Genomic DNA, 19,776 nt, shown 5'->3' on the forward strand with positions numbered 1-19,776 from the left:
TCAGCGCAGTCGGCGCAGATAGGGGTCCTGGGCGCGGCGCGGCAGCAGGCGGACGCGTGCGTCGAGCACGGTGACCGCGGCGGGTGTCGCCAGGACGGGGTTGAAGTCGGCCTCGGCGAGCTGCGGCAGGTCGCCCGCCATGCGGGACAGCCGCAGCAGGAGCTGTTCGAGGCCTTGGAGATCAGCCGGCCTGCTGCCGTGCGCGCCCAGCAGCAGGGGCGCGCAGCGCGGCGCGGTGATCAGATCGTGTACGTCGTGGTCGGTCAGCGGGGCGAGGCGGGCGGCGTGGTCGGCCAGTACCTCGGTCGCCGCGCCGCCGAGCCCGAACAACACGAGGGGGCCGAAGACGTCGTCCTGCGCCACGCCCGCGAACAGCTCGGTGCCGCGCGCCGCCAGCGGCTGGACGACGACTCCGGTCATGAGTCCGGCGAACCGGGTCTCGAAGTCCCGGAAGGCGGCGCGTACTTGGGCGTCGCCCTGGAGGTCGAGATGGACCGCGTGCTGTTCGGTCTTGTGGACCATGCCGGGCCACTGGGCCTTCATGACCACGCGGCCGTCGGCACCGCGCAGCCGTTCGGCGGCGATGACGGCGTCGTCCTCGGTCTCGGCCCAGGCCCACGGGAGTTGCGGAATGCCGTAGCAGGCGAGGAGTTCGGCGCAGGTGCGCGGGTCGAGCCAGCCGCCGTCCTGATGGGCGGCGAGGTAGGTCTCGACGACCGTGTGCGCCGAGGCCGTGTCGACCTCCACCAGCTCCGGGATCGTGCCCACGGGCCGGTTGAGCCAGGTCGTGCGACGGGCGGCGTGCGCCAGGGCACGTGCCGCCGCGACCGGTTCGGCGTACGAGGGAACGGCGCCGCCCTCCCGCGCGGGCAGCAGCTTGACCGGCAGGTCCTGCTCCAGGCGTACGACGGAGACGGCCCGTTCCCGCCGTCCGGGGCCATCGGTGAGGGCGCGCACGAGGTCGTCGCCGGTCGCCACGGCGACCGCGGTGGGGACGAGGGCCACGAGCACGGCGTCGATGCCCGGGTACCGCAGAAGCCGGTCCACACAGTCCCTGAGCTCGTCCTCCGTGACGGCCGCCGTGGCGTCGACAGGATTGCCCACGGCCGCCCCTTCGGGCAGCACGGCGAGCAGGTCGTCGATCAGCTCGGGGGTGGGGGCGGGCAGGGACAGTCCGGCTTCGGCGCAGGCGTCCGCCGCGAGGACACCCGCGCCGCCCGCGTTGGTGACGATCGCCACGCGGGTCCCGGTCGGGAGCGGCTGGGCGTGCAACAGCGCGGCGGTTTCGAGGAGTTCGCCGACCGACCGGGTTGCGGTGATGCCCGCCTGGGTGAACAGCGCCTGCCGGGTCATGGTCCGGGTCGCGGCGGCCGCGGTGTGCGAGGCGGCGGCACGGCGACCGGCCTCGGTACGGCCCGCGTCGACCGTCAGAACAGGCATCCGGCGGGTCACACGCCGGGCGGTGCGGGAGAACGCCCTCGGGTTGCCGAAGGACTCCAGGTGCAGCAGGGCCAGGTCGGTGCGGCCGTCGCTCTCCCACCACTGGAGCATGTCATTGCCGCTGACGTCGTACTTGTCGCCGAGCGACACGAAGGACGAGACACCGATGCCGAGCCGGGACAGCCCGTCGAGCAGGGCGATGCCCACGCCGCCCGACTGTACGGCGACGCCCGCCGTGCCGGGGCGCGGGTGATCGGCCGCGAAGGTGGCGTCGAGGCGGAGCCTCGGGTCGGTGTTGGAGATGCCGAGACAGTTGGGGCCGACCAGCCGCATGCCGTAGGTACGGCACGCGGTCATGAGCGCTTCCGCCTGGTCGGGGTCGAGCCCGGCCGTCACCACGAGCAGCGCCCGTACGCCGGCCTTGCCGCACTCCTCGGCCGCGGCGGGCAGAGCGTCCGCGGGTATCGCGAGGACCGCGAGATCAGGGACCTTGGGCAGCGAGCTGACCGACGGGTAGGAGGGCACGCCGAGGATCGAGGAGACGTGGGGGTTCACCGCGAAGAGCCGTCGGGTGAAGCCCCCCGCGTGCAGATGATGCAGGAGAGCCCGCCCCACCGATCCGGGCCTGCGTCCGGCGCCGACCACGGCGACCGCGTCGGGGCGCAGCAGCGGTTCCAGACTGGCGACGTCGGCGGCCCGGCCACGGGCCTCGACGGCCGCGAGGTAGGTGTCGTCCTCGTCGAGCGCGATGGTGCAGCGCACCTCCGGACCCTCGAACCGGCGTCCGGCGCGCAGGCCCAGGTCGGTGAAGAGCCGCAGCACCTCGTAGTTCTCGCTGAGCGCGTCGGCGGTGAACGTGGTGACACCGTCCGCACGCGCGGCGGAGACGAGGTGTTCGACCAGGAGGGTGCCGACACCCCGGTGGTGCAGCCCGTCGGCCACGGCGATCGACATCTCGGCCGTCTCGGGGTCGTCGACGGTCTCATACTCGGCCAGGCCGATCACCCGGCCCTGCGTCTCGGCGAGCAGCGCCCGATAGCCGGGGCGGGCCGGCGCCGCGGCCCGATCGGCGGCCAGGTCGGCGGAGCGGCGGCTGGCGGCGAAGAACCGCAGCCGGAGGTTCTCCGGTGACATCTCCTCGTAAAGCCCTCGCAGCTGCTCATGGTCACCGGGCCGCACGGACCGTATGCACACGGTGGTGCCGTCCGCGAGCAGAGCGTGCACGGTGGGGCGGTCGCGCTCGTCGTCCGTCATCTCGGGCCTCCTCAAAACCTCTCGACCCTTCGAGCATCCAGCAGTGCGCGGGCCCGCCCCAGGGGCTGGTCGGGTGCGCCGCATGGGCCGGTCGGCCCCTGTCTCGTGGGCCGGTCCACGGCGGAGGGTGGACACCCTGGAAACCCCTACGCATGGAGGGACGAACTGCCATGACCGAGCCGATCGTTGTCGGGGTCGACGCCTCCGCGCCCAGCAGGGCGGCGGCCGAATGGGCGGCGGGGGACGCGCGGCTGCGCGGACTGCCGTTGCGGGTCGTGCACATCGACGGGGCCGAACCGGCCGGAGAGATCGCCGCGGCGCTGCTCTCCCTGGGCTCGCGGGCCTCGTGCACCGTTCTCGGGCTGCGCGGCAAGGACGGCGTCCCGGGGCCGGCCGTGGGTTCCGTGGCCCATGAGGTGGCGGCCCGCTCAGACCTACCGGTGGTGCTGGTGCCGGGCGGCGGCCACGGCCGTACGGGCGGCGAGTGGCGTACGGGCCAGGTGGTTCTGGGCGTGGATGCCCGCGACCCGGTGAGCGCCGTCGTGGACTTCGCGTTCGATGCCGCCCGGCGCCGCGGTGCCCGGCTGCACGCCGTGCACGCCTGGCGGCTGCCCTCCCGCGCCGAGCGGTGGATGCCGTACGCGCTGCCGGAGGAGGACCGGGGCGCATGGGAGGACCAGGAGGTGCAGCTGCTGTCGGACGCGCTGCGGCCGTGGCGGGAGAAGTATCCGCGGGTGGACGTCTATGAGGACGTCCGCCTGCAGAGCCCGTCGGCCGCCCTGGTCCAGGCGTCGGCCTCGGCGGAGCTCCTGGTGGTCGGCCGCGCGGGCCGGACGCTCGGCCCCACGCTGAACGCGGTGCTGGAGCAGACCGGATGCCCGGTGACCGTGGTTCCCCACTGACGAGGCACCGGTCACCGGTCCGGCAGGGTGAGGGTGCGGGATTCGCCGGGCGCCACGGACACGGTACGGCCGCGAGGGCGACGTCGATCGGGCCGGACGCGGGCACGGCCACCATCAACTGGCCTGCGGACAGACGCAGTCGCACGCCACGATGACTGCGGTAGCGGAATGTAAAGCCATACTCGGGCACCTCTGGCAGCGGCACCGGATCGAGCCAAAGCGTGTCGCCCCGCGTCTCCAAACCGGTCAGGCAGAGAGCCTCTGGAGCGGGTGGAAGAAGTGCAGCCGCAGCACCGGACCCGGGCTGTTGGGCACCTCCAGCTCGGCGTTGAACCACAGCTGTTGCCAAGCCGTGCGGTGGGAGCAGGCTCGCGAGGTCCGGAGTCGAGGTGCGATCTGCCCTCGACGTAGCGCACACAGTCCTCGCGCGGGTCGAAGGGGCGCTTGCCGCGTGGGCGTAGGAAGGCGTCGAAGGCCGTCTTCCACGCGGCGGCGTGCAGCCGCGCGGAGTCCGTGATGACGCCGTCGGTGTCGAGGACCACGGCCCGCGTCCCCCGCAGCGCACGGGGTACGCGGGCCATGCCGCTCCGCGCTCATCGGTCGTCGGCCACCAGTGCGGTGAGGTCGAGGAGCCGGTTGGTGTAGCCCCACTCGTTGTCGTACCAGCCGAAGACCTTCACCAGGGTGCCGTTGGCCTGGGTCAGGGCCGGGTCGAAGACGCAGGAAGCCGGATCGCCGATGACGTCCCGGGAGACGATCGGCGCCTTCGAGACGCGGAGGATCCCGTTCAGCGGTCCCTCCGATGCCTCGGCGAAGGCGCTGTTGATCTCCTCTGCCGTCGCCGCCGTCCGCAGCACCACCGCGAGGTCGGTGAGCGAGCCGTCCTCGACGGGCACGCGCACCGCGATGCCGTCCAGGGCACCGGCCAGTTCCGGTATCACCAGCCCGACGGCGCGGGCGGCTCCCGTGCTGGTCGGGATGATGCTCAGAGCCGCCGACCGGGCCCGGCGCAGGTCCTTGTGCGGGCCGTCCAGCAGGGACTGATCGTTGGTGTAGCCGTGGATGGTGGTCATCACGCCGCACTCGATGCCGAAGGCCTCGTGGAGCACCTTGACCATGGGCGCGACGCAGTTGGTGGTGCAGGAGGCGGCGGACACGATCCGGTCGTTGTGCGAGTCGTAGGTGTCGTCGTTGACCCCCATGACGATGGTGGCGTCCGCGTTCTTGCCGGGCGCCGAGAGCAGCACCGTGTGGGCGCCGCCCTTCAGGTGCAGGGCCGCGGCGTCGCGGTCGCGGAAGCGGCCGGTGGACTCGATGACGATGTCGGCGCCGTGGTCGGACCACTGGAGGGCCGCCGGGTCGCGCTCGGCGGAGACGGAGATGCGCCGGCCGTCGACGGTGATCGAGCTGTCGTCGTGCAGGACCTCCCGCCCGATGTGCCCGAACGTCGAGTCGTACTCCAGCAGGTGGGCCAGGGTGGCGGGCGGCGCGATGTCGTTGACGGCGACCACCTCGACGTCCTGGGTGCCCGCCTGCTCCCGGTCGAGTGCCGCGCGCAGATAGGTGCGGCCGATGCGGCCGAAGCCGTTGATGCCGACGCGTACGGTCATGGCATTGAACTCCCTTGCGGGGTGTGGGATTTCGGCCGGTGCGGGGTGGGGCTCAGCCGCTCCAGGTCCAGTCGGCGACCTCGGGCAGGTCGGTGCCGTGTGCGCGGATCCAGGCGTGGTGGCGGGTGCGGACGTCGGCCATCTGCTGGCGGACGGCGGCGGCGCGGACGCCGAGGCCGGGGACTCGGTCGATCACGTCCATGACGAGGCGGTAGCGGTCCATGTCGTTGCGGACGACCATGTCGAACGGGGTCGTGGTGGTGCCCATCTCCTTGTAGCCGCGTACGTGGAGGTTGGCGTGGCCGGCGCGGCGGTAGGCGAGCCGGTGGATCAGCCAGGGGTAGCCGTGGTAGGCGAAGATCACCGGCTTGTCGGTGGTGAACAGCCCGTCGTACTCGAAGTCGCCCATCCCGTGCGGGTGTTCCTCGCGCGGCAGCAACCGGGTCATGTCGACGACGTTGACGACGCGGACGGCCAATTCGGGCAGATGGCGGCGGAGCAGGTCGGAGGCGGCCAGGATCTCCAGGGTGGGGACGTCACCCGCGCAGGCGAGGACGACATCCGGTTCGCGGTCCCCGTTCGCCGAGCCCGCCCACTCCCAGATCCCGGCACCGCGGGCGCAGTGGTCGCGGGCCTGGTCCATGGAGAGCCAGTCGAAGCAGGGCTGCTTGCCCGCGACGACGACGTTGACGTAGTCGCGGCTGCGCAGCACGTGGTCCGCCACCGACAGCAGGGTGTTGGCGTCCGGCGGCAGATAGACCCGTACGACCTCGGGGCTCTTGTTGAGGACGTGGTCGACGAAGCCGGGGTCCTGGTGCGAGAAGCCGTTGTGGTCCTGGCGCCAGACGTGCGAGGTGAGCAGGTAGTTGAGGGAGGCGACCGGAGCGCGCCACGCCAGCTCCCTCGACGTCTTGAGCCACTTGATGTGCTGGTTGACCATCGAGTCGACGATGTGCACGAACGCCTCGTAGCAGGAGAACAGCCCGTGCCGGCCGGTCAGCGTGTAGCCCTCCAGCCAGCCCTGGCAGAGGTGTTCGGAGAGGATCTCCATCACTCGGCCGTGCCGGTCCAGGTGCTCGTCCACCTGGAGGGTCTGGGCCTGCCAGGCCTTGCCGCTGGCGCCGAAGACGGCTCCCAGCCGGTTGGAGGCGGTCTCGTCGGGGCCCACCAGGCGGAAGTCCCGGCGTTGGGAGGTGTCCTTCATGACCTGTTCGAGGAGGTCGCCGAGGACCCGGGTGGGCTCGTGCAGGGTGGCGCCCGGTTTGTCGACGGGGACGGCGTAGCGGTCGAGGGACGGGACGGGCAGATCACGGACGAGCAGGCCGCCGTTGGCGTGCGGGGTGCCGCCGAGTCGCTTCGAGCCGTCGGGTACGCAGGCGAGGACGTCGGCGACGGGGCGCCCCTCGGCGTCGAAGAGTTCCTCGGGACGGTACGAGCGCAGCCAGGTCTCCAACTGCCCCAGGTGTTCCGGGTTTTCGCGGACCGCGGCCAGCGGTACCTGGTGGGCGCGCCAGGTGCCCTCGACGGGCACACCGTCGACCTCCGCCGGTCCCGTCCAGCCCTTCGGGGTGCGCAGCACGATCATGGGCCAGCGCACCCGCTCGGGCACGCCGTCCTCGCGGGCGGTGCGCTGCATCAGCGCGATACTGTCCAGGGCCCGGTCGAAGGCGCCCGCCAGCGCGCGGTGGACCTCGTGCGGGTCGTCGCCGGCGACGTGGATCGGGTCGTGGCCGTAGCCGCGCAGCAGCTCGTCGAGTTCGGCCTCCGGGATCCGGGACAGGACGGTCGGGTTGGCGATCTTGTAGCCGTTGAGGTGCAGGATCGGCAGCACGGCGCCGTCGTGGACCGGGTCGAGGAACTTGTTGGAGTGCCAGGACGCGGCCAGCGGCCCCGTCTCCGCCTCGCCGTCACCGATGACGCAGGCGACCAGCAGGTCCGGGTTGTCGAAGGCGGCCCCGTAGGCGTGCGCCAGCGAGTAGCCGAGCTCACCGCCCTCGTGGATCGAGCCCGGGGTCTCGGGCGCGACATGGCTGGGCACCCCGCCGGGGAACGAGAACTGCCGGAACAGCCGCTCCATGCCGGCCTCGTCCCGCGAGACGCTCGGATACGTCTCGCTGTAGGTCCCCTCCAGCCAGGAGTTGGCGAGGACCGCGGGCCCGCCGTGTCCTGGCCCCCACACGCACAGCGCGTCCAGAGCACGGGTCTTGATCACCCGGTTGAGGTGCGTGTGCACCAGGTTGAGGCCGGGTGAGGTGCCCCAGTGGCCGAGCAGCCGCGGCTTGATGTGCGCGGGGGTCAGGGGTTCGGTCAGCAGCGGGTTGGCGAGCAGGTAGATCTGGCCCACGGCAAGGTAGTTGGCGGCGCGCCAGTGGGCGTCCAGGGTGCGCAGTTCGTCGTCGGTCAGTACGGTGCTGTCCTGGTGTTCGACCTTGGGCGGTTCGACCTTGGGCATGGTGACTCCGTAAGTCATCGAGGTGCGTCACGAGGTGTGTCGCAGGGCGTTTCGCGGGGCGTGCATCGGTGTGCGTGATCGAGCGGAGAAGGCGGCGGCGTTGCCGCGCGAGGCATGCGAGCGGGAGCTGCTGCACCTCCAGACGGAGCTGGTGAAGCTCCAGGAGTGGGTGCGCACCGAGGGCGCCCGGCTCGTGGTGATCTTCGAGGGCCGGGACGCGGCGGGCAAGGGCGGCACGATCAAACGGGTGTCGGAGCATCTTGACGGGCGGCAAGCTTCTGAGCCGCTCATCCGCGTTGTGGTACGACGGCGACCGGGCAGGCTGAGTGGTGCAGGACCGTGTGGGCGACCCGGCCGAGCTGGAATCCGACGTGTCCACTGTGTCCGTGGTGCCGCTGGACTCCGACGACGAGCAGGTCGGCCTCGTCCGAGGCGTCCAGCAGGACCCGGCGAGCGCTGCCCTCGGCGGTCCTGCGGCGCAGGTCTACGGCAGGATGCTCGGCCGCGGCCGTGCTCAACGCCGACTCCAGGATCTCGACGGCCCGCTGCTCGTGCAAACGGGCCGGTTCACCCGTGAGCAGGGGGTGGTCGGTGCTCTCGTATGCCGGGCAGCGCCAGGCCCGTACGGCGTCCAGGGTGGCCTTGCGGACCTCGGCCTCCTCGAAGGCGAACCGGGTGGCCGCCGTGCCGTGCGGCCCCTCGCCGACTCCGAGGACCACGCGCCGGTGCCTCCCGGCCCTTGCCTGGTTGTCGTGGCTGCCGCGCAGCACGATCACCGGGCAGGCGGCGCGGCCGGCGATCGCGAGGCTGACCGAGCCCAGGAGCAGTTCGGCCAGGCCGCCGCGGCCGCGCGATCCGACGACCAGCGCGGCGGCGGTGTGCGCCTCGTTCGACAGCACGCTCACAGCGTCGTCGGGCAGGACATCGGTGGTGACCTTCACGTCCGGGGCGCGGCGGTGAGCGCGCCGTGCGGCGGCCTCGACGATGTCGTCGGCCATCACCTGCTCCGAGGACCTGCCGAGGCCCTCGGCGAGCGCGGCGCCCTCGTAGCGCTCCCACAGCGACGCGTACACCAGGCGCAGAGGCACGTCGCGCAGCGCGGCCTCGTCCGTCGCCCAGTCCACGGCACGCAGGCTGGACTCCGAGCCGTCGACGCCCACGACCAAGGGCAGCACCACGGTCCTCACCGTCCTTCAGCGAAGTCGAAGACGATCCGGGCCTTGACCTGACCGCGCAGCACCGCGTCGATGGACTCGTTGACGGAGACGAGGGGCCGGGACTCACGGATGACCCGGGTGCGGCCCGCCGCGTGCAGCTCGAAGACCTCGGCCAGGTCCTGCCGGGTGCCCACGATCGAGCCGATCACCGACGTGCCGTTCAGTACGGTGTCGAAGATCGGGACCTGGATGGTCCCGTGCGCGGGCAATGCCACCATCACGAGCTTCCCACCGCGCCGGAGTCCTCCGTACACGGCGGCGAACGCGGCCTCATTCACCGCGAGCGCGATCGCCGCGTGCGCGCCGCCGAACCTCTTGAGCACCTCGGCCGGGTCGTGTGTGCGGGCGTCGATGACGAGGTCGGCGCCGAGTTCCGAGGCGAGTTCGAGCTTCTCGTCGGTGACGTCGATCGCCGCCACCGTCGCCCCGGCGATCTTCGCGTACTGGACCGCCAGATGCCCCAGTCCGCCGACGCCCGAGATGGCCACCAGCTGGGCGGGGCCGACACCGGCGACCTTGAGCGCCTTGTACGTCGTGACCCCGGCGCAGGTGAGCGGGGCGGCGTCGAGCGGGGAGATCCCGTCGGGCACCGGCTGGGCGAAGTCGGCGCGCGCGAGCATCTTCTCGGCGTAGCCGCCGTCGCACCCGTATCCGGTGTTGACCTGCTGCTCGCAGAGCGTCTCCCAGCCGGACAGGCAGTGCTCGCACCGTCCGCAGGCCGAGCCGAGCCAGGGCACCGCGACGCGCTGCCCGAGCGCGAGATGCGTGACGCCGTCGCCGAGCGCCTCGACCAGCCCGACGCCCTCGTGACCGGGGACGAAGGGCGGGTTCGGCTTCACCGGCCAGTCGCCGTGCGCGGCGTGGATATCGGTGTGGCACAGCCCGGAAGCCTCCACCCTGACGCGGACCTGGCCGGGGCCGGGCTCGGGGTCGGGGCGCTCCTCTATGACCAGGGGTTCGCCGAACGCTCGTACGACTGCCGCTTTCATGGGGGTCTCTCCTCGGATGGTGAGGCGCGTCTGGTGGTGAGTCGTGCCGGGTGGTCGGTCGTGCCGGGCGTCAGTCGTGCGGGACCACGGCGACGGGGGCGGTGGCGTGGTGCGGTACTGCGTGGGTGATGGGCCCGATGTGGGCGCCGAGCGGGGAACGGCGGATACGGCGGCCGACGACGACCAGGGACGCCTCCGCGGAGGCGTCCACCAGGTGATCGGCCGCCTTCCCGGACAGCGAGTCCTCGACGACGTCCAGGGCCGGGAACTTCTGCCGCCAAGGACGCACGGCCTCGGTCAGGGCGGCGGCCTGCTCCCCGGCGATCTGGGCGTTCAGTTCGAAGTCCGGGGCCATGCCGTACGCGATGTAGGGCGGCTCGTTCCAGGCATGGACGACACGCAGGGAGGCGCCGCGCAGAAGGGCCGCCTCGAAGGCGAAGCCGATCAGGGTGTCGTCGGGGGCCGTGGTGTCGAGCCCGAGCACGACGGGTCGCGGGGCCGCAACGCCGGAGTCGGTGCCCGAGGTGTCTCCTTGGGCCCGCACGAGAACGACCGGACGCTCGGCGTGTGCCACGACGGCCAGGCCGACGGAGCCGACCACGAAACCGCCCACCCCGCTCAAGCCACGGGATCCGAGCACCAGCAGTTCGCCGTCCTTCGCGCCATCGGTCAGCACCTGGGCCAGCCGGCCGGTGACGTGCTCGACGAGCACGTCGACCCCCGGGTGGGCCGCCCGCAGTCCGTCGGCCGCTTCACGCAGTATCCGTTCGCTCCATTGCTGATGGGTCTCGGGGCCGGGCAGCAGTGCCTGGGCGATGGGTTCCGGGGCGGGCTCCCAGACGTTGACCAGCTTCAACGGCAGCCCTCGGAGCTTCGCCTCACGGGCCGCCCAGTCGGCGGCGGCACGACTCTCGGGCGAGCCGTCGAGGCCTACGGTGACGGTGCGGGGCATGATCTCCACCTCCTGAACCAGGATCGCGAGATCCCGGTTCCAGCGTCGTGTCGTGGGGGGTTCACGGTGCAGGGGCCGCAGGTCCCCGGAAGGGGCCGATCGGCCCTATGGACCCGCGGGGCGAGCGTGGGAGGGCAGCCCTTTCCGGGAGCCGCCCTCCCCTCCGCGGTCAGCGCAGCCAGCCGTGGTCACGGACGATCGGCAGCTTGGCCCAGAGCTTGCCGACGCCCAGGGTGTCGCCGGCGGCGGCCAGTGCCAGTGCGATGAGGACGACGGCGTAGACGAGGTGGTAGTCCGCGAACGGGTTGGTGGACATGCTCGCCGTGCCGTCGGACAGGTGCCTGGCGGGCGGCCACTCGGCGACCCACATCAGCGCCATCATCGCGGTGCCCGCCACGGCGGCCAGGCGCAGCGCGATCCCGCCGATCAGGGCGAGCCCGATGCCGAGCAGTCCGGCCATGAACAGCCAGTCCGCCCAGGTGTCGCCCGCCCAGGAGTGGAAGGTGGACTCCATCGGCCCTGCGGCGACGCCGCTGAGGAAGCCCTTGGTGGGCGAGCCGCCGTCGATCCAGCCCTTGCCGGAGGGGGTGGCGTAGCCGAACCCGAAGGTCTTGTCGAGGAAGGCCCACAGGAAGACGAATCCGGTCAGCAGACGCAGCGAGGCGAAGGAGTAGGCCCGCAGGGTGTGCGTGTCGGTGCTCGCCGACACGGCGGACTCAGAGGTGGACGCGGCCCGGTTCCTGCGGAAGGACGGCAGGTGGAACCCCGGGCTCCGGTGAGGGTGCTCGTGCACGGCCATGGTGGTGATCCCTTCGGGGAATCGGAGAGTGTCGGACCGGTGCCCGACAGCGACCACTCTGGTGGCGCGGGACGGGCGGCACCGGGTGCCGAAGGGCCGCGACCGTGGGGCTGAACGGCCCTATCTGTAAGGCCTGTCGGACTTGGCGTCCGGCGTGTCCCTGCCACTGAGCCAGAGGTGTCCACCCGGGGCGCCCGTCTCCGCCCCGGCCTCACCCATCCGCACAATTCCAGTGACAGGGGCCGTTCGTCCCCTGCCGAAGGTGGGGCCTCAGCGGTCTGATGGGAGGGAGGGCATCAGGAAGACCCGCCGCCGCCAGATTCGAGGGCACACCATGGACCGGCGCATCCCGTGGGAACTGTTCCGCCGCTCCGCCACCCTGCTCTCCGGCCGACGCTTCGAACCACTGCTGCTGGCGGCCACCGCCGGCGCCCTGACCGCCGGTGGCATCGCCTGGCTCGCCGGTGCACCCGACATCGCCGACCTGTGCTGGGGTCTGGGCACCGTGATCGCCGTCGTGCCCGCCGTCGTCTGGGTACTGGCCGCGCTGCAACGGGGACACGCGGGCGTGGATCTCATCGCGGTCCTGGCGCTCGGCGGGACCCTGGCGGTGCGGGAGTACCTGGCCGGGGCGCTGATCGCGCTCATGCTGGCCTCCGGACGGACTCTGGAGGCCGCGGCCCAGCGGCGCGCCTCGCACGATCTGCGGGCGCTGCTGGAACACGCGCCGCGCTCCGCCCGCGTCCGGACCCTCGACGTGGTCAGGGAGGTGTCACTCGCCGAGGTCGCGGTCGGTGACCTGGTCGTCGTCGGTCCGGGCGAGGTGGTCCCGGTCGACGGTCGGGTCGTCGGCGCCACGGCCGTGCTCGACGAGTCGGTGCTCACCGGGGAGTCCCAGCAGGTCGAGCGCGCCGACGGCGAGCGGGTGCGCAGCGGTGTGGTCAACGCGGGCGGCGCGTTCGAGCTGCGGGCCACCGCCACCGAGCAGGACAGCACCTATGCGGAGATCGTCCGGCTGGCGCGGCAGGCCGGTGCCGAGTCCGCCCCCGTGGTCCGGCTCGCGGACCGGTACGCCGCCTGGTTCCTGCCGCTGTCCGTGGCTGTAGCGGGGCTGGCCTGGTGGGTCAGCGGTTCCGCGGTGCGGGCCGTCGCGGTCCTGGTGGTCGCCACCCCGTGTCCCCTGCTGCTCGCCGCGCCCGTGGCGATCGTCTCCGGCCTGTCCCGGGCCTCCCGCTACGGCGTGGTCGTCCGCGACGGCGGCGCCCTGGAGAACCTCGGCCGGGCCCACACCCTGCTGCTGGACAAGACCGGCACCCTGACGTCCGGCCGCCCACGGGTGCTCGACGTGGTCGCCGCACCGGGCCGGGAGCCGACGGAGGTCCTACGGTTGGCGGCCTCGCTCGACCAGCTGTCACCGCACGTCCTGGCTCATGCCCTGGTCGACGCCGCCCAGGCACGGAATCTGGAACTCTCCATGCCCGCGGACGTCGCCGAGGAGCCCGGCCTGGGGGCCACCGGCACCGTCGAGGGCCACCACCTCGCCGTCGGCCGCCACGGCGTAGGCGCAGGGGACCCGACGTGGGCACGCGCCGTCGACAACCGTGCCGTGCTCGACGGCGCGGCCGTCGCCTGGCTGACCGCCGACGGCCGCCTCGCCGGCGCCGTACTGCTGCGCGACCCACTGCGCCCCGACGCTCCCCGGACCCTGCGCCGACTGCGCGCGGCGGGCATCCGACGACTGGTGATGCTCACCGGCGACCGCACGGAACCCGCCCGCGAGGTGGCCACGGTGCTCGGCCTCGACGCCGTCCACGCCCACCTCACCCCCGCCGACAAGGTCGCCGCCGTACGCGCCGAACGCGCCCGCGCCGTGACCGTCATGGTCGGTGACGGCGTCAACGACGCCCCCGCCCTCGCCGCCGCGGACGTCGGCGTCGCCATGGGGGCCCGCGGCTCCAGCGCCTCCTCCCAGGCCGCGGACATCGTGCTGACCACCGACCGGGTGGACCGCCTCGCCGACGCCGTCACCATCGCCGTACGGGCCCGGCGCATCGCGGTGCAGAGCGCGCTCGGCGGCATGCTGATGTCGCTCGCCGCGATGGCCGTGGCCGCCTTCGGCATGCTGCCGCCGGCCCCTGGTGCCCTGCTCCAGGAGGGCATCGACGTCGCCGTCATCCTCAACGCTCTGCGCGCCCTGCGCGCCGACCGGAAGAGCCAGCCGGCCCTGGAACCCACCACCGAGGCCCTCATCCACCGCTTCGCCGCCGAGCACGACGACCTGCAGGAGGTCCTCGAAGCCGTACGCGGCGCCGCCGACCAGCTCTCGAACACTCCAGGGCCCGCGGCCCTCGCATCGGTACGCGAGGTGCACCGCCTGCTCACCGAGCGGCTGCTGCCTCACGAGTACGCCGAAGAGCACCAGCTCTACCCGGCCCTTGCCTCCTCGCTCGGCGGCCCCGAGACTACCGCCACCATGAGCCGCGCCCACGCCGAGATCGAGCGCCTGGCCGGACGCATAGCCACACACCTCGCCCTCAGCGGGACCGACGGCACACCTCGCCCCGAACAACTCGACGACCTGCGCGCCTGTCTGTACGGCCTGCACAGCGTCCTGCGCCTGCACTTCACCCAGGAGGAGGAGAACTACTTCTCGCTCGCCCCTTGACCGCCCCCGCGTCCCAGCCACTCCCGGTAGGCGGACATGGCCGCGGGCAGGGTCGGGAAAATCAGGCGGTGTCGATGGCCTCGGTCGGCCCGAAGGCGTCGAGGTCGTCGCGCAGGTCCTGCTTGACGCGGGCGAGCGCGAAGACGATATGACGCGGTTCGAATTCCTGACGCAGGGCCCCGCCACCCGACTCAGTCTCCCGACCGACCTCGCGAAGGCGGGAGCCGTGACCGCAGCAGAGCTGATGGCTGCCCCTGCCCTCACCGTCCACGCCGACGCCACTCTCATCGAGCCTGCCCGCATCATGCGTACGGATGCAGGTGAATGACGGCATCGTGACACTCACCGGGAAGATCGAGGACCCCTCGCTGACACCCGTTGCCGCCCCTTGGTGCGGGCCGTCGAGGGCGTGGTCGTCATGCGACACTGCGCCGGCTCGGCAGACACGACAACTCCGCGACGAGCCGCCCCCGGTCCCCTATGCGGACCACGGACGTCTGCAGCGGCCCGACCCCTACCCTGATTCACAGGGCATCGACGAACTGCCACCCGCGGACGTGCTGCAAGGTGCGGGCAGTCCGCCCCCCCATTTCGCCACCTGCCCAGTGCATGTCCACCCTCCCGCGTGTTGACCCGCGCGGAGAGCGTCACGGGCGGGGTGACGCCGGCCGGGTGCGAACGGCATCCCGCTCGCGCGGGCCGCGAGCACAGCTCATGAACTGGCAAGGACCTGGCGAACGGTGGACAGACGTGTGCGCGGCCGGCAGAAATCTCCCGGACCGCGCACGGCGAACCCACACTCAAACGTGATGTACGGGGATCCTTCCAGCGTGGCGCGCCCAGACCGGGTCACGGGTGGGCCGACCGGCACCGCAAAGTCCCCGCTCGGCGGCACCTTTCATCCCGTCATCCTGCGCCACTTCGGTCCGATCCGCTCCCACTCCACGTCCCACTGCTCCATACGGCGCCGGTCCAGACCAACGCGTACGAGCCGTCCGCAGACCAGCACCGCGACGCCGCCGCTCAGGTCGGCCGGCACGCCAGTGAAGACCGCCCGCAGTCGCACCTGAGATGCGGTGGCGGGCTTCGCCACCAACCTGCCCTTGTCGTTCGTCCACACAGTGACCGTGGCGCCTGCGGCGCTACCTGGCTCAACTCTTGTCCGCCCCCTGTGCGCCGAACCGTCTGCGGCAGTCCAGCGAACCGCCCCCCATACCTTGTCGTCGCCGCGGAAACCGGACGTCGTAGTGAGCGCGGTCTCTGCCGCGGCCTCAGTCAGCGCAGCCGGGATCGCGCGCAGTCCGGCACGTTCTTCGGCGAGGCCGTGTTCCACCGACGCTGCGGTCGCGAGGCCCGCGAGCACCCCGACCACCAGCGCGAATGCCCAGGTGACGAGCACGACCCAAGCCTCCAGGCGATCGCTGTGACGCCGCAGTGGATTACGCCGCCAGCGCCACAACCACACCTTCGCCGCCCTCGTACGACATGTGTTCGCCATCAGTGGACACCCCCTCCCGAGTACTGACAGCACTCCCCGTCAGTTGCTGCCAGGAACGTCCCACTGACGCCCACCGCGCGGGAGGGACCGACCGGACCCTCCCGCAGGGACGAGCAGGCCAGACGGCAGACCAGGAGGGGCCACTCGGCACTGCCGCCCACCCTCGGTTACCCACCCAGCCTCAGGTTGGGGCCGGACGGCCCCTCCGCCCCGCTCCTCTCACGGCAGCAGGCTCAGGGCATCGCACGCCTTGCAGCTCGCCTCGCCCGAGAGGAGGCCCTCATGTCTGCCACATATCTCGACTCGTCAGCGTTGGAGAAGCTGATCTCGGCGGCCGTCGCCGCGCCCTCGATGCACAACACGCAGCCCTGGCGTTTCCGCCTCGACGCCGACTCGACCACCATGGAGATCCATGCCGACGCCGAGCGGGGACTTCCACACGAGGACCGGCACGGCCGGGCCCTACACATCTCCGCCGGCGCGGCCCTCTTCAACCTGCGGGTCGCGGTGAGCCACTTCGGCTGGAAGCCGGTCACTCGGCTGCTCCCGGATCCCCGCCACCCCGGTCTGCTCGCCTCGGCGCACATCACCATGCGCACCAACCCGCGCACCCTCCACGGCGACGACCTGTACGAGGCGATCTGGCACCGGCACAGCAGCCGATTCCCCTTCGCCAACCAACCTGTTCCCGGGACCGTGCTCCACGAACTTGCCGAAGCCGCCCACTCCGAGGGCTCGACGCTCGCCGTCACCGGACCGCGCGAGACGGCGCGGCTGCTACGGGTCACCGCCGAAGCGGAGCACCGCAACCACGCCGACCCGGCACGCAGCACCGAAAGCCGCCGCTGGTCGAACCGGGACAGGGCCGCGGACACAGGCATCCCGTCCACGGCGCTCGGGCCCCAGGACACCTTCGAGCAGCTTCCGCTGCGTGATTTCAGCGCGCGGCGATCCCTGGAGCAGCTGCCGGCCCGGCCATTCGAACGTGCTCCTACGCTCATGTCGCTCAGCACCAGCCACGACCGGCGCGCCGACTGGCTCCGGGCCGGACAGGCACTTGAGCGCGCCCTGCTCGTCGCAACAACCCACGGAGTGCGCACCTCACTTCTGCACCAGGCACTTGAGTGGGCCGACCTCCGTGACGAGCTGCGTTCCGTGACGTCTCCGTTCGACCACGTCCAGATGCTCGTACGACTCGGCTACGGCCCGGAAGGGCCTCCCACTCCGCGCCGCACACCACATCTCTTCCTCGACCACGGCGGCACTGGCCCTCAAGCGGATCAGCACTGACCGAGCAGGCGGCGGAAGCACTGCGGGCGCAAGGGCGGAACGGTCTCGTCGCTTCTCATTCGACCGTGTAGCTGGGGACCGCCGGCATGTATCCCTGCAAACTGGCTGGAGCATGTAGATGACCTTCGTCCGGCCGACCTTGAAAGCATGGCTCGCAGTGCTGTTCCTGCACGCGTGCTCCTCCGCATCGCCGTCTCGCGCCCACCGGGCCGGTCGGCCGTGCCCGGGGCCGACCGGCCCATGGGGCGACGGCCCAGTGCGCCGCACAGTGGAAAGGAACAGACGTGACGAAGGAGGCGGGAGTCATGCAGCACCGAATGGTGAGCGACCTGATGACGACATCGGTCGTACGGGTACAGAAGAACACCGGCTTCAAGGAGATCGCCAAGCTACTCGCCGAGTACGACATCACGGCAGTACCGGTCGTGGACGACGACGACCGGCCCGTGGGCGTGGTCTCCGAGGCGGATCTGCTGCGCAAGGAGGCGGGCCAGCTGGACCCCTCGGGGCTGCTGCCGGTCCTGCACCCGCGCCCCGTCGACCGGGCCAAGCAGGAGGCGACCACCGCTGAAGGCCTGATGAACAGCCCGTCCATCACGGCCAGGCCGCATTGGACGGTGGTGGAGGCCGCCCAGGTGATGGAGCGCTACCGCATCAAGCGGCTGCCGGTGGTGGACGAAGCCGACCGCCTTGTCGGCCTGATCAGCCGCGCCGACCTGCTGCGGGTGTTCCTGCGCGGTGACAGTGCCATCCGCGAGGAGATCTCCGGGGACGTACTGGTCCGCACGCTGGGCATCGCGCCCGACTCGGTGACCGTGCACGTCGTGGACGGCCGGGTCACCCTGAGTGGAACCGTCGAACGGAAATCCCTCATCCCCGTCGCCGTGCGGCTGTGCCAAGGCGTGGACGGAGTCGTGGACGTCACCGCGCAGCTGAACCATCGGACGGACGACACCTCCGAAAGCCCGGACACCGCCTCACCACGCCGCGCCCAACTGGCGCCTTGACGGGCAGCCGGATTGGCGCCTTCCCGAGTGAGACCGACCCGAGTACGGCACGACGTTCGGGGCAGGTCGGCCTGGGTCGCGGCGTACTGAGGTGGAACAGCTCCCGGGCACGCTCCAGATCCCGCTCCGTACGCGCAGCTGTACCTCCAGGTCACCTGTGCCGTGGTGACCGAGTTCCGTCACGTCGCGGGTGAAGCCGGGAACAAGGTCCACGTTCTTCGGATCGGCCTTGAGGTAGACGAGGAGCTTGGTCTGCTGCGCCAGACGCAGGCGAAGTTCCGCAGCCGCCGGTACGCGCAGTACGTCTTGCGCTGGACCTGGGTAACGCCGTCCCCGAGGCTGAGCAGGATTTCATCGACGGCCGCGGTCAACTCCGCCATCGTGGCGTCCGCCGTGCGTGATCGCATTGCCTCGGCAGTGCGGCGACGCTCCACTGCCCTCGGTACTGCTCTGTGCCCCGTGACGGAGGCCACGACCTCAAGGCCGGATCGCCCCTTGTGGGATCGGGAGCGACCTCGACGGCCAGCGGGCAGGTACAAGGGCCGGTCGTGGAGAACCCAGGGCCTGTCGGCCCTACTGCCCGCAGCGTGGGCGGAGCAGGCTCGCAGCGAGACCCAGAAGCGGTCTCGCGCGTCCGGTGCCCCGCTGCGGCGACGCCTTCCCGCACCCGGTGACCCGTCACCGCGGTTCATCCTCCGAAGGAGCGAAACATGGCCACCTTGATCATCCTCGTGATGGTGCTGGTCGTCCTGGTCCTGATCGGGCTGGCGATGGCGATCCGTATCGTCCGGCAGTACGAGCAGGGCGTCCTGTTCCGGTTCGGCCGGCTGGTCGGCCCACGCGAGCCCGGGCTGCGGTTCATCGTCCCCTTCGTCGACGTCCTGCACCGCGTCTCGCTGCGCATCGTCACCATGCCGATCCAGTCCCAGGGCATCATCACCCGCGACAACGTCAGCGTCGATGTCTCCGCCGTGGCCTACTTCCGCGTGGTCGACGCGGTCAAGTCGGTCATCGCGATCGAGAACGTGAACTCGGCGATCAACCAGATCGCCCAGACCACCCTGCGGAAGGTCGTCGGCCAGCACACCCTGGACGAGACCCTGTCCGAGACCGACCGCATCAACCTGGACATCCGTCAGATCCTCGACGTCACCACCGCTGAGTGGGGCGTGCAGGTCACCCTGGTCGAACTCAAGGACATCCAGCTGCCCGAGTCCATGAAGCGCGCGATGGCCAGGCAGGCCGAGGCCGAACGGGAGAAGCGCGCCAAGATCATCAATGCCGAGGGTGAGTCCTTGGCCGCTGCCGCTCTGGGCGAGGCCTCCGACACGATGATGGCCCACCCGCTCGCCCTGCAACTGCGTAACCTGCAGAGCCTGGTCGAGATCGGCGTGGACAAGAACACCACCGTCGTCTTCCCGGCACCGCTGATGAGCACCATCGGAGAACTCGGCGCCTTCCTCGCCCGCGAAACGACGGCGGCCGCCGCCACCACGGTGCCGCCGTCCCCCACGCCCCTACCAGCTCCCGGCCTGACCAAGTCCGCTCGGGTGCCGGCACCGTACGGGGTGACCGAGACCCTGTGAGTGTCCCTGGCAGCGCGAGGCTTGCGGTGGCCCACGGCGCACATCCGCCGGCCGGGTCACCGCATCGTGGTCCGCGTCCCTGCTCCCACCCCCCACTCGCGGCGAGGCCGACGGT

Annotated in this window: 14 protein-coding genes and 4 pseudogenes; 6 read left to right on the plus strand and 12 right to left on the minus strand. The window is 71.5% G+C overall.

What is annotated here, in order from left to right:
* The gene (locus OG568_RS08220) at nt 1-2,694 is read right to left on the minus strand and encodes a bifunctional acetate--CoA ligase family protein/GNAT family N-acetyltransferase (protein WP_329536303.1); all 2,694 of its coding nucleotides are present in this window, start codon (nt 2,692-2,694) and stop codon (nt 1-3) included.
* 170 nt (nt 2,695-2,864) lie between these two features.
* On the opposite strand from OG568_RS08220, the gene OG568_RS08225 reads away from it, so the two are divergent.
* Nucleotides 2,865-3,596, plus strand: coding sequence for a universal stress protein (locus OG568_RS08225; protein WP_329530905.1), 732 nt, complete (start codon nt 2,865-2,867; stop codon nt 3,594-3,596).
* Nucleotides 3,597-3,729: 133 nt separating this feature from the next.
* On the opposite strand, the pseudogene OG568_RS08230 reads toward OG568_RS08225, so the two are convergent.
* From OG568_RS08230 to OG568_RS08245, 4 genes and pseudogenes are all read right to left on the minus strand, one after another.
* A pseudogene (locus OG568_RS08230) lies at nt 3,730-4,014 on the minus strand (glycosyl hydrolase family 65 protein); the annotation flags it as partial.
* A pseudogene (locus OG568_RS08235) lies at nt 3,980-4,177 on the minus strand (hydrolase); the annotation flags it as partial. The pseudogenes OG568_RS08235 and OG568_RS08230, both read right to left, overlap by 35 nt.
* A 12-nt stretch (nt 4,178-4,189) precedes the next feature.
* Nucleotides 4,190-5,206, minus strand: coding sequence for a type I glyceraldehyde-3-phosphate dehydrogenase (gene gap, locus OG568_RS08240; protein ID WP_329530906.1), 1,017 nt, complete (start codon nt 5,204-5,206; stop codon nt 4,190-4,192).
* A gap of 52 nt (nt 5,207-5,258) precedes the next feature.
* A complete protein-coding gene (locus tag OG568_RS08245; protein ID WP_329530907.1) occupies nt 5,259-7,658 on the minus strand; it encodes a phosphoketolase family protein in 2,400 nt (799 codons plus the stop codon).
* A 70-nt stretch (nt 7,659-7,728) separates the two neighbouring features.
* Between OG568_RS08245 and OG568_RS08250 the strand changes: the two are divergent.
* Nucleotides 7,729-7,935 (plus strand): annotated as a pseudogene (locus OG568_RS08250) (polyphosphate kinase 2); the annotation flags it as partial.
* Nucleotides 7,936-7,945: 10 nt separating this feature from the next.
* Here OG568_RS08250 and OG568_RS08255 read toward each other — a convergent pair.
* The 4 genes from OG568_RS08255 to OG568_RS08270 form a co-directional block, all read right to left on the minus strand.
* Nucleotides 7,946-8,836 carry a universal stress protein gene (locus tag OG568_RS08255; protein WP_329530908.1) on the minus strand — a complete coding sequence of 297 codons (891 nt, stop codon included), beginning with the start codon at nt 8,834-8,836 and terminating at the stop codon, nt 7,946-7,948.
* A gap of 5 nt (nt 8,837-8,841) precedes the next feature.
* Nucleotides 8,842-9,864, minus strand: coding sequence for a zinc-dependent alcohol dehydrogenase (locus tag OG568_RS08260; protein ID WP_329530909.1), 1,023 nt, complete (start codon nt 9,862-9,864; stop codon nt 8,842-8,844).
* Nucleotides 9,865-9,934: 70 nt separating this feature from the next.
* On the minus strand, nt 9,935-10,816 hold the full coding sequence (locus OG568_RS08265) for a universal stress protein (protein WP_329530910.1): 882 nt from the start codon (nt 10,814-10,816) through the stop codon (nt 9,935-9,937).
* Between the two features lie 169 nt (nt 10,817-10,985).
* Entirely contained in the window at nt 10,986-11,615 is a 630-nt protein-coding gene (locus OG568_RS08270) for a hypothetical protein (protein ID WP_181652438.1), read from the minus strand.
* Between the two features lie 334 nt (nt 11,616-11,949).
* Here OG568_RS08270 and OG568_RS08275 point away from each other — a divergent pair, with 334 nt between their 5' ends.
* Nucleotides 11,950-14,280, plus strand: coding sequence for a heavy metal translocating P-type ATPase (locus tag OG568_RS08275; protein ID WP_329530911.1), 2,331 nt, complete (start codon nt 11,950-11,952; stop codon nt 14,278-14,280).
* Between the two features lie 61 nt (nt 14,281-14,341).
* Here OG568_RS08275 and OG568_RS61340 read toward each other — a convergent pair whose 3' ends face one another.
* Complete coding sequence (locus OG568_RS61340) at nt 14,342-14,614, minus strand: hypothetical protein (protein WP_443077583.1); 273 nt, start codon at nt 14,612-14,614, stop codon at nt 14,342-14,344.
* Nucleotides 14,615-15,178: 564 nt separating this feature from the next.
* On the minus strand, nt 15,179-15,778 hold the full coding sequence (locus OG568_RS08285) for an Rv1733c family protein (RefSeq protein WP_329530912.1): 600 nt from the start codon (nt 15,776-15,778) through the stop codon (nt 15,179-15,181).
* 282 nt (nt 15,779-16,060) lie between these two features.
* On the opposite strand from OG568_RS08285, the gene OG568_RS08290 reads away from it, so the two are divergent.
* Together OG568_RS08290 and OG568_RS08295 are read left to right on the plus strand one after the other, a co-directional pair.
* Nucleotides 16,061-17,068 (plus strand): Acg family FMN-binding oxidoreductase, encoded by a 1,008-nt coding sequence (locus OG568_RS08290; RefSeq protein ID WP_329530913.1) that lies wholly within the window; start codon nt 16,061-16,063, stop codon nt 17,066-17,068.
* Between the two features lie 305 nt (nt 17,069-17,373).
* Complete coding sequence (locus tag OG568_RS08295) at nt 17,374-18,075, plus strand: CBS domain-containing protein (RefSeq protein ID WP_181652434.1); 702 nt, start codon at nt 17,374-17,376, stop codon at nt 18,073-18,075.
* 85 nt (nt 18,076-18,160) lie between these two features.
* Here the strand turns inward: OG568_RS08295 and OG568_RS08300 are convergent.
* Nucleotides 18,161-18,458, minus strand: a pseudogene (locus tag OG568_RS08300) (DUF5655 domain-containing protein); the annotation flags it as partial.
* Between the two features lie 327 nt (nt 18,459-18,785).
* Here OG568_RS08300 and OG568_RS08305 point away from each other — a divergent pair.
* Nucleotides 18,786-19,661: a slipin family protein gene (locus OG568_RS08305; RefSeq protein WP_329530914.1), complete on the plus strand. Its 876-nt coding sequence runs from the start codon at nt 18,786-18,788 to the stop codon at nt 19,659-19,661.
* Nucleotides 19,662-19,776: the final 115 nt, after the last annotated feature.

This window comes from Streptomyces sp. NBC_01450, assembly GCF_036227505.1.
Lineage (GTDB): Bacteria > Actinomycetota > Actinomycetes > Streptomycetales > Streptomycetaceae > Streptomyces.

Bases quoted from the DNA above. Each gene is read 5' to 3' on its own strand.
- OG568_RS08275 (WP_329530911.1), top strand. From the start codon at position 11,950: ATGGACCGGCGCATCCCGTGGGAACTGTTCCGCCGCTCCGCCACCCTG.
- OG568_RS08260 (WP_329530909.1), bottom strand. From the start codon at position 9,864: ATGAAAGCGGCAGTCGTACGAGCGTTCGGCGAACCCCTGGTCATAGAG.
- OG568_RS61340 (WP_443077583.1), bottom strand. From the start codon at position 14,614: ATGCCGTCATTCACCTGCATCCGTACGCATGATGCGGGCAGGCTCGAT.
- OG568_RS08220 (WP_329536303.1), bottom strand. From the start codon at position 2,694: ATGACGGACGACGAGCGCGACCGCCCCACCGTGCACGCTCTGCTCGCG.
- OG568_RS08285 (WP_329530912.1), bottom strand. From the start codon at position 15,778: ATGGCGAACACATGTCGTACGAGGGCGGCGAAGGTGTGGTTGTGGCGC.
- OG568_RS08305 (WP_329530914.1), top strand. From the start codon at position 18,786: ATGGCCACCTTGATCATCCTCGTGATGGTGCTGGTCGTCCTGGTCCTG.
- OG568_RS08290 (WP_329530913.1), top strand. From the start codon at position 16,061: ATGTCTGCCACATATCTCGACTCGTCAGCGTTGGAGAAGCTGATCTCG.
- OG568_RS08270 (WP_181652438.1), bottom strand. From the start codon at position 11,615: ATGGCCGTGCACGAGCACCCTCACCGGAGCCCGGGGTTCCACCTGCCG.
- OG568_RS08295 (WP_181652434.1), top strand. From the start codon at position 17,374: ATGCAGCACCGAATGGTGAGCGACCTGATGACGACATCGGTCGTACGG.
- gap (WP_329530906.1), bottom strand. From the start codon at position 5,206: ATGACCGTACGCGTCGGCATCAACGGCTTCGGCCGCATCGGCCGCACC.
- OG568_RS08265 (WP_329530910.1), bottom strand. From the start codon at position 10,816: ATGCCCCGCACCGTCACCGTAGGCCTCGACGGCTCGCCCGAGAGTCGT.
- OG568_RS08245 (WP_329530907.1), bottom strand. From the start codon at position 7,658: ATGCCCAAGGTCGAACCGCCCAAGGTCGAACACCAGGACAGCACCGTA.
- OG568_RS08225 (WP_329530905.1), top strand. From the start codon at position 2,865: ATGACCGAGCCGATCGTTGTCGGGGTCGACGCCTCCGCGCCCAGCAGG.